This is a genomic window from Sporosarcina sp. FSL W7-1349 (assembly GCF_038003045.1).
Lineage (GTDB): Bacteria > Bacillota > Bacilli > Bacillales_A > Planococcaceae > Sporosarcina.
In genome coordinates this window covers 1,708,528-1,721,155 of sequence record NZ_JBBOOK010000001.1, presented here as the reverse complement: position 1 = coordinate 1,721,155, position 12,628 = coordinate 1,708,528, and the positions used below count along the sequence as shown (strand labels likewise).

Below are 12,628 nucleotides of genomic sequence, written 5' to 3'. Positions count from 1 at the left end.
CGCAAACAGGGCCGTTCAAGGATTACGCCCATTCCAGAGGTTGGCCATTTCCTGTTCACCCCTGAAAATAGCCAAGCACTTTCTTGACATATTGTTGGGTTTCTTTGAACGGAGGAATCCCGCCATGCTTTTTCACATTTCCAGGTCCCGCATTATAAGCGGCGAGCGCATGCTCGATATTGCCGCCGAATTGATCCAGCATTTGGCGCAAATATTTCGTGCCCCCCATAATATTCTGGACGGGGTCAAAACTATTAGTCACTCCAAGAAATCTCGCCGTGCCTGGCATGAGCTGCATCAGCCCTTGGGCACCTGCCCGGCTCACCACTGTATTGTTGAAATTGGATTCTTGCCGGATGACCGAAGCAATCAGCTTTTCGGGTATATTATATTTCTCAGCTGCCTGTTTAATGATAGTTGCATATGCACCTTCACTCGCATCAGTCTGTCGCGTAGCCGGAAGGTTTACTATATTGTTAGCTTGTACGGGAGAGAACATATCAGGAATGAAAACCGGGTTCATCCCACCGTACCGCAATGGGTCTGGTGACGTTGCGGATTCAATTGTCATGGTCGATACGGATGACAAGGAGTCCGTCATGGAAGTACTTTGGATCATATCCTCGAGCATCATTTGAAACAGGGCGGGTGAGGAATTGGATAGGTCCGCATACGATTGGACGCTTCCAAGGGATTGCAGTGAATTGATTTCCATCAATGTACGGATTGAACGTACATCCATCCTTCTCATTCCTTTCGACATCATGGACTGGCCTTCTTCTCTATTATACCAATTAAAGGTGAAAAACACATCATCTGAACTGCACCACCGCCTCCTATATGGTAGACTGAACGTAAAGACATGTGAAGGGAAGAAGAGAGTGTGGCTATTCAAAATATTGTAGAACGCGGATTCGAATCAGATGGAAAAATCCATTTTGTAATGAATGATACCGCTAGCCGTCCTACGGGTGAACCAGCCGGAAAAATGATCACGGATTCAGATGGGCTGGCATTCGTTTATTTATTTGAACAAGAAGAAGGGTATGGGCAGCTCCGTTTTCCGGAGAACGTCTGGCCGCACATGGTGGACGCTTTAGAAACAGGCGTCGATCCCGTCCTCTCCTGGCAAGATGACATCATTCCGCTCGTCGGATTCAAGGAAGAACTGACGATGCTAGTTTATAACATAGAGGGTAACGATAATTATGGGGAGGCCTTTTCCACATCTGTCGAGCACGCTTTCGGTTCGATTTTGCAGGATGCGGAATAAGGGCAAGGGGGGATCCATTTGAAAGAGTGGAATGAATTTCTACAACCGTATAAACAAGCGGTCTCCGAATTGAAGGTAAAGCTGAAAGGGTTGCGCGCCCAATATGAATTGGAGGAAGTCCACACGCCGGTCGAATTCGTGACTGGACGGGTCAAACCGCTTCCGAGTATTTACGACAAAACGTTGGAAAAAGGAATCCCTTTTATACCGTCGAGTGAACTTGCTGCAGAGATCCCGGATATCGCGGGTCTCCGTATTATGTGCCAGTTTGTCGATGATATCCGGACGGTCGTGGATGCCTTGCGGGAACGGAAAGATATACGGGTGGTTGAGGAGCGGGATTACATCGCCCGGAAAAAGCCGAGCGGTTATCGGTCGTACCATATGATCATCGAATATCCGGTACAGACGATTCATGGGGAGAAGACAATCTTCGCCGAAATCCAGATCCGTACGTTATCGATGAATTTCTGGGCATCTATCGAACACTCCTTGAACTATAAATACGAGGGCGAAATGCCTGAAAAGATTCGGCAACGGTTGGAGCGCGCTGCAGAAGCGGCCTTTCAGCTGGATGAAGAAATGTCGCAAATTCGCGATGAAATCCAAGAGGCACAGCAATATTTCACGGCCTATAAAGAAACGGCCAATCGGAGTTATTCGAATAAGAAAAAGAAGGGAGGGCGAAAGGGATGAAATTCGCAATCCAGTCAAGAAATGATAAATTATCGAACGAGCTAATGGAGCAGGCTAAAAAATATTTGACGGAGTTTGGCTTGGTTTTTGATGAAGAAGAGCCAGAAATCGTCCTTTCGATCGGCGGTGATGGCACGCTTCTCCATGCGTTCCATAAATATATCCATCGATTGGAGGATACGTCGTTTGTCGGAATTCATACAGGCCATCTTGGATTCTATGCGGATTGGAAACCTTCTGAAATTGAAAAACTTGTCATTGCCATTGCGCGAAAAGAATATGAAGCGGCGGATTATCCGCTGCTCGAAGTGACGATTAATTATCAGCATTACCAGAAGAGCACTAAATATTTGGCGCTGAATGAATCGACGGTCAAGTCCCCGGAAGTGACGTTCGTCATGGATGTCGAGTTAAATGGGGAGCATTTTGAGCGATTCCGGGGCGACGGCTTATGTATTTCCACGCCATCCGGCTCCACCGCTTATAATAAAGCGCTTGGAGGAGCCATCATCCATCCGGCCATCCCGGCACTTCAATTGACGGAAATGGCATCCATCAATAACCGGGTCTTCCGGACGGTCGGATCGCCACTCGTTTTGCCGAAACACCATAGCTTGATGCTCGTTCCGGTGAATGGGCCGGATTTCATGTTGACGATCGATCATCTACAATTGCTTCATAAAGATGTGAAATCGATTGAATACAAGGTAGCGGAGGAAAAGGTCCGGTTTGCCAGATTCCGACCATTCCCCTTCTGGAAACGGGTCTCCGACTCATTCGTCGCGAGTGAAGTGGAAAATGAATAAGCCCGATTTCCGGTTTCGACTTCAATTCGAGGTGGAAGAACAAAATATCCTACTGCGGGAATTCCTTCATTCCAAAGGGATCTCAAAAAGGACGTTGACTGCGTTGAAGTATGAAGGCGGGGCCCTCCAAGTGAACGGCACGGAACGTACGGTACGGCATCCGCTCGTGTCTGGCGACCGGGTGACAGTGGTTTTTCCGGAGGAGCGTCCAAGTGAAGGGCTTCGACCTGAAGACGGAGCCCTTTCCGTCATTTATGAAGATGAAGCTTTGCTCATTTTAGACAAGCCTGCAAACCGGAGCACAATTCCGTCGAGGGATCACCCGGACGGTTCCCTTGCCAATTGGGTGGCAGGGAAATTTAAAAAGGAAGGGGTTCCGGCGACGGTCCACATTGTCACGCGCTTGGACCGGGACACGTCGGGATTGCTTTGCATTGCAAAAAATCGTCATATTCATCATTTATTGAGCGAGCAGTTTAAAGTGCGGGGTATTTACCGGAATTATTTGGCGATTGCGGAAGGGCATCTTCCATCCGGCCGATTCACAATCGAGCAGCCGATCGGACGGAAAGAGGGAAGTATTATTGAAAGGGAAGTTCGGGAAGATGGGAAATATGCGAGGACGGATGTCGAGTTGCTTTCCCATCACAGGGTGAATGGGGAAGAACTCTCTTTCATTTCCCTTGTCCTGCATACAGGAAGGACGCATCAGATCCGGGTCCATTTGCAATGGTCCGGGCACCCATTGGCGGGGGATGACCTATATGGGGGGGCGAGAAAGTTGATCGAGCGGCAGGCATTGCACTGCGGGGTGCTGGGATTCGTTCATCCATTAACTGGAGAAGAAATGATGTTCCGAAGTGAAATCCCCGCAGACATGCTGCAACTTATCAGTAAGGATCATGGCGTCATCAGTCGAAAACTGTAAATCGGTCGGGCATATAAGGCTGCAGGGATGGTGTATCGACAATTACCATCTCGGGATAGCGGAGGGCGGTCAAGGTGCCGCCGAAAACACAACCGGTGTCGATGTTCACCGTATTATTCAGGAAACGGGCCTTCCGGACAGGTGTATGGCCATAGACGATGAAAGGAGAGCCTTTATACGTTTTGGCCCAATCCCTCCTGACTGGCCGCCCATCCGGATGTCGTTCACCGGTGACATCGCCATACGTTACGAACACTCGGATTTTTTTTGATTCCGGTTCGCCGATCATGCTTTCCCGTATGCCGGCATGTGCGATGACCAGTTTCCCATCGTCCAATATTTGATAGAGTTCCAAGGCTTCGTAAAATTTCCGATACCGTTTTAGAAAATCAAGACGCTTGCCGCTCGGGAGTCCATTCAACTCGGCGACCGTCGTTTCAAGGCCGTGAACTTGTTCGACATGATTCCCTTTTGCGAAGCGGTAAAATTTATTACAATGATTTCCCGGGGAATAATGTAGAATTCTGTCGTCCTGCATGCGGAATAATAGTTCTAATGTTTCCAGTGAATTCGGACCGCGGTCCATTGCGTCCCCGACGAATGCAAGCTTCCGGCCATCTGGATGGATCGGTACATCATGTTTCATTTCATAGCCCAGTTTGTCAATCAATGCTAATAGTTCGTCGTAACAACCGTGGATATCGCCTATAATATCAAATTTCATTTTTTGCTCACCCTTTTTAATTCTATAACTTAGTATATAGTATCCCCTACTGAAAGCAATCACTCCCGCGCATCGAGAGGAAGGTGTGATGATGACAATGCATGAAGAATATAAAGAAGAAATTATTTATGATGAGGAAAAGTTACAGGAATTGTTGGAAGGGCGGAATATCCGGGAATTCCGTGAAGAGTATTTCATGCTTCACCCGTATGATCGGGCAAAGTTTTATGAGAAGGTAGGCCCCGAACTGCGCCGGACGATTTACCAATATTTATCTCCGAAAGAGCTCGCGGAAATTTTCGAGACGAGTGAGATTGCAGAAGACGAATATCGGAATTTCCTTCAGGAGATGGACACGACCTATGCGGCTGACATGATTTCCTATATGTTCGTCGATAACGCGGTCGATGTCCTGAATGAATTGGACAAATCACAAGTCGTCAGCTACCTGACTTTGATGAATAAAGAAGCCGCTGCCGAGATTAAGGCCTTGCTGCATTACGAAGAATATACTGCCGGTTCCATCATGACGACGGAGTATGTCACGGTGCCGGAAAACTCCACTGTCCGTTCGGCTATGACCATTTTGCGCAATGAAGCACCGGGTGCGGAGACGATTTATTATGTATTCGTTGTGGATGACGACAACCACTTGACCGGAGTTGTCTCGCTTCGGGACCTGATCATTGCCGATGAGGATACGCTCATCCGTTCTATCATGAGCGAACGTGTCGTCAATGTTCTCGTGTCTGAAGACCAGGAAGAAGTCGCCCGGATGATCAAAGACTATAACTTGCTCGCCATGCCGGTTGTTGATTTCCAAAACCATATACTGGGTATTATTACAGTCGATGATATTATCGACGTCTTAGATGAAGAAGCGTCCGATGACTATTCCAAACTCGCGGCCGTTTCCAATATGGATACATTTGACCGTAATTCCATTTCGGCAGCGAAAAAGAGGTTGCCGTGGCTTCTCATCCTGCTTGTACTCGGGATGTTGACGGCAAACCTCATCGATTTATTTACGGAAACAATATCCAAAGTGGCTTTGCTTGCCGCATTTATCCCATTGATCGCCGGGACTGCAGGAAATAGTGGAACGCAAGCGCTTGCCGTAGCGGTACGCGGAATTGCAACACGGGATGTGGAAGACGAAAGCAAATTCAAACTGCTCCTCCGGGAAGCTGGAACCGGGTTGATCACGGGCTTGCTTTGCGCGATTTTCGTCGTCGCGCTCATCTATGTGTGGAAACATGAATTTCTCATCGGCCTTCTCGTTGGCGCGGCGATTCTCGTCTCCATATTCGTCGCGACTATTTCCGGTTCATTCATCCCATTATTCATGCATAGACTGAAAATCGACCCAGCTGTCGCATCCGGTCCATTCATCACCACACTGAATGACGTCATCAGTATTATTATTTATCTAGGTCTTGCCACACTTTTCCTCAGCGATCTTTGAACGCTGAGGGAAAGTTTTTTTGTTGGAGGATATTAAATTTGGGTTAAACTTTCCAATCGGGCTCCCTTCCCCCTTAGGAGAACCACTCCGAAACCGGGCGCATATACTACTTTTAAAAAAGGATGTGCTGACGATCTTGCATAATGAGCCATTGCTGTTTATCCAGACACCACCGGTTTATGTCAGAATCACCTTTACCGAAGAGCCAGCCCCGCTAGAGGAAGAAAGTACGTCCATTTTCGCTCCCCGGTCGGGGCAGGAGATTGAAAAAAGTTCCGTCCAGTTGGAAGTGGCCCGCCATGACGAAGAGCAGGAGACAGTGTCCGGAGAAAAGGCAATCGATCCGTCCGTAATCCGACGTATTATGTACTTGGCCTCCTCGTTTCCTCGGCAGATCTATAAGCCGCTGCAATTTGTGTTAAGTGAAGAAGCCATGACTGGAACCATTGCAAGGGTTGAAGGGGAATCGGTTTTCATTGAGTTGGAGGATGAAGAGCAAACTGTCGTCGCCATCGATTTAGTAGAAATTGAAGAGATTCTTTGGAGAGGCACCCCTTTTCAAGAGCGGTGACCGAATAGGCAGAGCGGAATCCTCCGTTCTGCTATTTATGCGTACAGAAAAAGTGCCCGCCGGCTAAGCCGGACGGGCAGTTACGCATTGCAGGCTGGCTTTTAAAAATCGTCGCAATCAATGAAAATGTCTTTAATACACTGAATTCCACAGAAGCATTTCAAGTCTACAGTAATACAAGATCCTGTCGGTGCAAAGTTTTCGACTCGGCAGATTTCCTCCAGGTCGATCTTACCGTGTTTCGTGATATCTACTGGACGACGGTCCCGATCGAGTGGCTCGAGCACTTGCAATGTGGCGCAACAATTGTCAAAGATGTTCTGTACTCTGAAGAAAACAGAGATACAGTTATTGTGATGGTGATGGTGCCCTTCTGATTCGCCACCTACATGACCATCGCTGTGCCTATGGTGATGTCTACGTTGTTCCCGTTTGAACAAAGCCTTGAACAAATCACCTTTGTCATTTGAAAGGGTGAATACCCGCGTGTTGGCCCGTTGACGTGCCGGGCTTACAATGCTGCCAAGCGGACTTGTAAAGCAGTCAGATGCGCAGTCGTCACAATCCCGATCATCGCGCAAGTCTTGCACGCGCTTGATCGCCCGCACCACTTCACAGATGCAGTTATCGTGTCCGCGAACGCCTCCGACATCCTCAGTTTTTCCACAACCCATTCTTAACACCTCCTTTTTTCAATTCCCTATACCTTATGCGACGTTTTTTCATGCGTAAGGGCAGACATACCGGTTTTGAATAAAGTTTCGGCGAAAAAGGCATACTGTGAAAAAAGTGGAGGGGACGCCTATCCGAAAGCTCGTTATCGTAATTTTTCTGCTCGTCCTCCTAGCGGGGTGCACAGGAAACGGCATCCGGATTTTTAACGCAACGGATGAAGACAGTTCGCAGGCGGAAGAGTTATTCAAGAAAGACGAACGGCTGAAGTCGGTCAGCGCAGTGTTCCACGAGGAACAGTTGCTGACGGGCGTAAGGGTCGAAACATTTTCCCGTTTTCGCAAAGGGAAAATCGAGAAGGAATTGAAAAAAAAGTTGGAAAAGCTCTATCCGGATTTGGATATCACCGTTTCGGCCGATAGTAAAATTTTGTACGAAGCGACGAAATTGATGAATGAAAGTGACACGAAGGATGTCGGGAAGAAAATCGACGACTTAAAATCTTTACTAAAGGAAGAGACCTGATGAATGAAAATAAGTATGCGAAACTGGAAAAAGAGAAGTCACCCCAGACTCCTTTACTAAAAAATCTGTTCAAGGCGTTTCTGACAGGCGGCATCATTTGTTTGGTCGGCCAGCTTGTCTCACTCTTTTATATCATGTTCTTCGATTTCACCGAACGGACCGCCAGCAATCCGACTGTCGCGACGATGATTTTCTTCGCCATGCTGCTAACCGGATTCGGCCAATATAAGAAGATCGGACAATTCGGCGGTGCGGGAGCCTCTGTCCCGATCACCGGTTTTGGCAACGCGGTCATCTCCTCGGCAATTGAACATAAAACGGAAGGATATGTTCTCGGAGTAGGCGGGAATATGTTCAAGCTGGCGGGCTCGGTCATCTTGTTCGGCGTATTTTCCGCCTTCCTTGTCGCATTGATCAAGACCATTCTCGTGAAGTTGGGGGTCGCTTCATGGTGAAACGTGGGCTCCTGACATTCCAGACATCTCCTTGCCTAGCTGCGACTGGTGTAACAGCGGGCCCTTTGGAAATGAAAAAAAGCCCCTTTGCCGCATTATTCGACAAAGGGTACGACGATGAACGTTGTGGGCTGAAGACGAATGAGCACGCCCACGCCAAAATGCTGGAAGACGCAGTGATGATTGCTTTGAGCAAGCTAGAACAAATCCCGGCCGATGCCGATTTCCTGTTCACCGGAGATTTAGTAAACCAGATGACCCCGTCGAATTTTGGTGCAACCACATTGGGGATCCCCTATCTCGGGTTGTTCTCCGCCTGCGCCACCTCCGTCTCATCCATCATTGCGGCTGCCATGGTGACTGAACTGGGCATGTCAAACTGTTCGTTAGCGGGGTCTTCCAGTCAACATAACGCGATTGAAAGGCAATTCCGCTATCCAATCGAATATGGCGTCCAAAAGTCAGAAACAGCGCAATGGACGGTGACTGCGGCTGGTGTCACAGCGATCACGCCGAAGAGGGAAGGGTATCCGATTGTAGAGAAAGCAACCATCGGCTGTGCAATTGATCTTGGTATGACAGATCCATTAAACATGGGCGCCGCGATGGCACCGGCAGCATCCGATACACTCGTCCGCCATCTCGAGGGACATGGAATGCAAGCCGCTGATTATGATCTGATTATGACAGGAGACTTGGGGAAGACTGGTTTTGAACTATATAAGACGCTGGCGGAAAATCATGATATTGAGATAACGCCGAATTTTAGGGATGCGGGATCGGAATTTTACGGGAATGACTCGTCATTCCTGGCGGGGGCTAGCGGAGCCGGTTGCTCCGCGGCCGTTTATTTTTCTGACGTCTATGGAAGTATGATGAAAGGGGAATTGAAACGGGTTCTCCTTATCGCGACGGGTGCCCTCTTATCCCCGCTGTCTTTTCAGCAAGGAGATACGATCCCGTGTATTGCACACGCAGTCGAATTAACGATGAAATGAGTGGGTCAGATGCTTTCAATATATGTCACTGCATTTATCGTCGGAGGATTGGTTTGCGTCATTGGACAACTGCTGTTTGATGTGGCAAAACTGACACCGGCGCATACACTATGTCTACTTGTCGTAATCGGGTCGGTCCTGGATGGATTCGGTCTCTACGAACCGTTCATCGACTTTGCCGGGGCGGGCGCCACGATCCCGATCACTTCTTTCGGTAACTCCTTGACGCATGGAGCGATGGCGGAGGCGGAAAAGCATGGCTTGATCGGTGTGGTGACGGGAATGTTCGAAGTGACGAGTTCCGGAATCAGTGCAGCTATCATCTTCGGTCTCATCGCCGCGTTACTATTTAAGCCGAAAGGGAAAGTATGACGGGAGACAAAGAATAAACAGAAAAAATTATATCGGGTGATTGAATCCATTGTGTCTTCGCCCCCTCCTTTCTTATCGCCTCTGCATAGTATAGGTGGAAGGGAAGGAGGGATTTTCATGTTTGGATGCAATCCGTATGGCGGCGTACAGGGCGCGTATGGAGGAGGAGGCTCTTATGGCGGTTCCACTTTCGTCCTTATCGTTGTTCTCTTTATCCTGCTGATTATTGTGGGCAGGAGTTTCTGTTAAGGGAATAACTGACGCGGCCAGCTAACAGAAAATCGGAACCGTATGCCGGCATATTGTCGGCAACGGTCCGTTTCCAACTCCTCTAGTAATGGATATAGAAGAAGGGAGTTTACAAGATGAACGATTCGTTTTTTAAGAAAATCGAATCCAAGACGGGTGTGCCGATGGAAGAAGTGTTTGCTTTGGCAAATGCCATCCAATATGCAGATTTCAGCGATGAGCGTCAAGTGAGGAAGATTGTCAGGAAAGTTGGAAAAATGGCTAAAAAAGATGTCCCACCACATGTAGAAGACGAGCTTGTTAAGTCGATTCTCACGAATGGAAAGTCTGTCAATCTGTCAGATATTCAAAATATGCTCGGTAATTAGTAACAAGTCGATCTCATTTTTTAGGTCAATTGAACGAATAATCACACAATAAGTTTCATAAGTTAAAAAAGAGGGTACAACAAAGAGGATCAATAAAAATGGGGAAGAGGTGTGCGACATGGGGTATATCATACCATATCAGCCAATTCAATCGCAGCTGTATGCCAATCGAATGGATAACGAAGAAAAGCGGTACACGTATATCGATCGAGTGGAAAAAACCGAGCTCGAGCCGGATTTTTCGGAACAATTGACAGAAAAAATTGTACAGGATGAAGAATTGAAAGAAGAGGCGGAACCAGTGAAACGATCTGCCCCACCGCCGTACCAAGGCTTCATCCATCCGAATCCGATCAACCTGTCACCAGCCATATCACAGATTGTTGGAAAAGGGATATCCGTCAATGTATATGTATAACTTAATTCAGCAGAAGTATTCGATTCAGTAGGGGTTGTGAATGAAGTAAATCCTTCGGCGGATGCTACAGAGTTTGAAGAGAGTTAATCGAAGAAGCTCTATACAAAATTTGGATGGAAGTACTTGATCCCACAATTAGGACACCAGCCTAGTTCCCTGAAACGTTCACGGGACTAAGCAGGTGCCCTCCGATCAACACAAAAAGGCCCGAATGCCATTTCTAGAGCATCCGGGCCTTTTTCTCCGTTCAAGCCGTTCCTAGCAAACTCTCTACCAATCAATTCGAAGGAACAGAAGCATGGACAGGGTCCGTTCCTTCGTGTCCGACGATGGATTTCTCCATCGCTCGGTGAGGGATATCTGCGTCCATGAATTCCGGGGAAGTGATGACATAGCCCAGTTTTTCATAAAAAGGAATGGCGTATGATTGTGCGTTCAGGACGATTTTTTTCATACCTGTTGCTCCGGCATGCTGTTCGAGGGCATCCATCACGAGAACTCCGAGATGCTTTCCCCGATGTTCAGCCAGAACACAAACACGTTCGACTTTACCGGTGGATTCCCCGATTTCCCGAATGCGGCCGGCGCCGATCGCCGTCTTACCTTCATAGACGACGAAGTGGCTTGCCGTTTCATCAAATTCATCCAGTTCCAAGTTGAGTGGTACACCTTGTTCTTCCACAAAAACTTTCCTTCTTACAAAAAAAGCGTCCTCCCGCTCATTCCTCGAAGTGGCAATTTTGACTGTCACCAATATCACTCATCCTCATCCAGACGGAATGTTTCATACACCGTCCAAGAGCCGTCTTCCAGTTGGTAGAGAAGGTGGAGGCGGTCGATGACTTCGCTATGATCCACTCCGACCATCTTCAATTGTCCGATGATGTCATCGTGTTCTCCGGAAGAAAGTTTTTGGGCGATGGTAATATGCGGAACAAATTTATATTCAGGTTCCTCTCCGAAGAAATTGTAGTTCAAGTCTTTATGCAACGCAAGCAGTTCTTCATTCGGTTCAGCTTTGAAGTAGATTGTATTCGTGACCGGGGCGAATGTGCTGACTTTCGAAACATTCAATTCAAAGGGACGGTGCTTGTTCGTCACTTTCTTCAACGACTTCGCGACCTCATCGATTTCATGATCTTCAGCATCGAACACTTCTTTCAGCGTCAGATGGGGAGTAATCAGCGCATAATGCGGGTCGTACCGTTTCCGATAAGCGTTAGCAAGATCTTGGAGTTTTTTTGAAGGAAACGCTACAATTCCATATTTCATAATGAAGACCTCCTTGTGGGAATGTTTAGTATAGCCAATCTAATTTCAATTATAACAGAAATGCAAATGAATGTCTGTTCATACCATCATTCGCCGAAAGCCATTTGGACTGCGCGCCTGACATCGGGCTGCCAATGCTTCCATGTATGGTCCCCGTCGAATTCCTCATAGTAATGAGGAATCCCTTTCCTCCCGATGACTTCTTTCAACTCCCGATTCGGTGTCAAAAAGTCTTGGATTCCGTCCACTGTCGTCTTCACTTCGGTTTCACCTTTCCCGATGACGTGATAGATGAAATAACAGGAAGGATCGTTCACCTCTTCCACGGATTGCAGGACAGTTTGGTCGACATAGGGGGAATGAAGGAGCACTTTTCCGAATATATTGGGATACTTCAACGCGGTCAAAAGTGAAATGGTCGCAGCGAGGGAATCCCCGATCAGCCCGCGGCAACCGCCGATTTGGTCGGTCGGATAGTTGGCATCTATATAAGGCACCAATTCATGCGCAAGAAACCGGATATAGGCCTGATGGCGATCGCCTTCCGGATGATACATGCGTCGCCGCTCCGAAACGCTCTTATAAGGCACGCCGACAACAATGACATTTTCAATCTCGCCTTCATCCAGCAATTCATCCACGACACGCCCAATTCGGCCATATTGGAAATAGTCTTTCCCGTCCGAGGCGATCAATACGGAATAGGTGAAAAGCGGTGTGTAATTATGCGGCAAGTGAATGAGCAATTGCATTTCCTCATCCAATTCTTTACTGTATAATGAAATATCTTCAATCTTGCCATAATTCATGTTCCATTCCTCCTAGTGAAAGCGATT

19 protein-coding genes are annotated in these 12,628 nt (G+C 47.7%); 13 read left to right on the top strand and 6 right to left on the bottom strand.

Annotation, left to right across the window (positions count from 1 at the left end):
• Nucleotides 1-55 precede the first annotated feature (55 nt).
• Nucleotides 56-742: a lytic transglycosylase domain-containing protein gene (locus MKY41_RS08550; protein ID WP_340744624.1), complete on the bottom strand. Its 687-nt coding sequence runs from the start codon at nt 740-742 to the stop codon at nt 56-58.
• Between the two features lie 141 nt (nt 743-883).
• Here MKY41_RS08550 and MKY41_RS08545 point away from each other — a divergent pair, with 141 nt between their 5' ends.
• The 4 genes from MKY41_RS08545 to MKY41_RS08530 are packed head-to-tail and all read left to right on the top strand — an operon-like array spanning nt 884 to nt 3,703.
• On the top strand, nt 884-1,273 hold the full coding sequence (locus MKY41_RS08545) for a UPF0738 family protein (RefSeq protein ID WP_340744623.1): 390 nt from the start codon (nt 884-886) through the stop codon (nt 1,271-1,273).
• Between the two features lie 18 nt (nt 1,274-1,291).
• On the top strand, nt 1,292-1,969 hold the full coding sequence (locus tag MKY41_RS08540; protein ID WP_340744622.1) for a GTP pyrophosphokinase: 678 nt from the start codon (nt 1,292-1,294) through the stop codon (nt 1,967-1,969).
• A complete protein-coding gene (locus tag MKY41_RS08535; protein WP_340744621.1) occupies nt 1,966-2,775 on the top strand; it encodes an NAD kinase in 810 nt (269 codons plus the stop codon). The genes MKY41_RS08540 and MKY41_RS08535 overlap by 4 nt, the downstream gene beginning before the upstream one ends.
• On the top strand, nt 2,768-3,703 hold the full coding sequence (locus MKY41_RS08530; protein ID WP_340744620.1) for an RluA family pseudouridine synthase: 936 nt from the start codon (nt 2,768-2,770) through the stop codon (nt 3,701-3,703). The genes MKY41_RS08535 and MKY41_RS08530 overlap by 8 nt, the downstream gene beginning before the upstream one ends.
• Here MKY41_RS08530 and prpE read toward each other — a convergent pair.
• Nucleotides 3,687-4,427 carry a bis(5'-nucleosyl)-tetraphosphatase PrpE gene (gene prpE, locus MKY41_RS08525; RefSeq protein WP_340744619.1) on the bottom strand — a complete coding sequence of 247 codons (741 nt, stop codon included), beginning with the start codon at nt 4,425-4,427 and terminating at the stop codon, nt 3,687-3,689. The two genes, MKY41_RS08530 and prpE, sit on opposite strands and share 17 nt — an antisense overlap.
• A gap of 91 nt (nt 4,428-4,518) precedes the next feature.
• Between prpE and mgtE the strand changes: the two genes are divergently transcribed.
• Nucleotides 4,519-5,892, top strand: coding sequence for a magnesium transporter (gene mgtE / locus MKY41_RS08520; RefSeq protein WP_340745663.1), 1,374 nt, complete (start codon nt 4,519-4,521; stop codon nt 5,890-5,892).
• A gap of 136 nt (nt 5,893-6,028) precedes the next feature.
• Nucleotides 6,029-6,463, top strand: a complete 435-nt coding sequence (locus MKY41_RS08515; RefSeq protein WP_340744618.1) for a hypothetical protein — start codon at nt 6,029-6,031, stop codon at nt 6,461-6,463.
• 101 nt (nt 6,464-6,564) lie between these two features.
• Here MKY41_RS08515 and MKY41_RS08510 read toward each other — a convergent pair whose 3' ends face one another.
• Complete coding sequence (locus MKY41_RS08510; protein WP_340744617.1) at nt 6,565-7,137, bottom strand: CotY/CotZ family spore coat protein; 573 nt, start codon at nt 7,135-7,137, stop codon at nt 6,565-6,567.
• A gap of 106 nt (nt 7,138-7,243) precedes the next feature.
• On the opposite strand from MKY41_RS08510, the gene MKY41_RS08505 reads away from it, so the two are divergent.
• The 7 genes from MKY41_RS08505 (at nt 7,244) to MKY41_RS08475 (ending at nt 10,520) form a co-directional block, all read left to right on the top strand.
• Nucleotides 7,244-7,660 carry a hypothetical protein gene (locus tag MKY41_RS08505; protein WP_340744616.1) on the top strand — a complete coding sequence of 139 codons (417 nt, stop codon included), beginning with the start codon at nt 7,244-7,246 and terminating at the stop codon, nt 7,658-7,660.
• Nucleotides 7,660-8,115 carry a stage V sporulation protein AC gene (gene spoVAC, locus MKY41_RS08500; protein WP_340744615.1) on the top strand — a complete coding sequence of 152 codons (456 nt, stop codon included), beginning with the start codon at nt 7,660-7,662 and terminating at the stop codon, nt 8,113-8,115. The genes MKY41_RS08505 and spoVAC overlap by 1 nt, the downstream gene beginning before the upstream one ends.
• Nucleotides 8,109-9,113: a stage V sporulation protein AD gene (locus MKY41_RS08495; protein ID WP_340744614.1), complete on the top strand. Its 1,005-nt coding sequence runs from the start codon at nt 8,109-8,111 to the stop codon at nt 9,111-9,113. Before spoVAC ends, MKY41_RS08495 begins: the two co-directional genes overlap by 7 nt.
• Nucleotides 9,114-9,122: 9 nt before the next feature.
• A complete protein-coding gene (gene spoVAE / locus MKY41_RS08490; RefSeq protein ID WP_340744613.1) occupies nt 9,123-9,485 on the top strand; it encodes a stage V sporulation protein AE in 363 nt (120 codons plus the stop codon).
• Between the two features lie 117 nt (nt 9,486-9,602).
• A complete protein-coding gene (locus MKY41_RS08485; RefSeq protein WP_070098200.1) occupies nt 9,603-9,734 on the top strand; it encodes a YjcZ family sporulation protein in 132 nt (43 codons plus the stop codon).
• A 116-nt stretch (nt 9,735-9,850) separates the two neighbouring features.
• Nucleotides 9,851-10,102 carry a stage VI sporulation protein F gene (locus tag MKY41_RS08480; RefSeq protein WP_041073707.1) on the top strand — a complete coding sequence of 84 codons (252 nt, stop codon included), beginning with the start codon at nt 9,851-9,853 and terminating at the stop codon, nt 10,100-10,102.
• 118 nt (nt 10,103-10,220) lie between these two features.
• The gene (locus MKY41_RS08475; protein ID WP_340744612.1) at nt 10,221-10,520 is read left to right on the top strand and encodes a hypothetical protein; all 300 of its coding nucleotides are present in this window, start codon (nt 10,221-10,223) and stop codon (nt 10,518-10,520) included.
• A gap of 277 nt (nt 10,521-10,797) precedes the next feature.
• On the opposite strand, the gene MKY41_RS08470 is transcribed toward MKY41_RS08475, so the two are convergent.
• The 3 genes from MKY41_RS08470 to MKY41_RS08460 form a co-directional block, all read right to left on the bottom strand.
• Nucleotides 10,798-11,274, bottom strand: a complete 477-nt coding sequence (locus MKY41_RS08470; protein WP_340744611.1) for a GNAT family N-acetyltransferase — start codon at nt 11,272-11,274, stop codon at nt 10,798-10,800.
• 2 nt (nt 11,275-11,276) lie between these two features.
• On the bottom strand, nt 11,277-11,792 hold the full coding sequence (locus MKY41_RS08465) for a YjcG family protein (protein WP_340744610.1): 516 nt from the start codon (nt 11,790-11,792) through the stop codon (nt 11,277-11,279).
• Between the two features lie 86 nt (nt 11,793-11,878).
• On the bottom strand, nt 11,879-12,601 hold the full coding sequence (locus MKY41_RS08460) for an alpha/beta hydrolase (protein ID WP_340744609.1): 723 nt from the start codon (nt 12,599-12,601) through the stop codon (nt 11,879-11,881).
• Nucleotides 12,602-12,628: the final 27 nt, after the last annotated feature.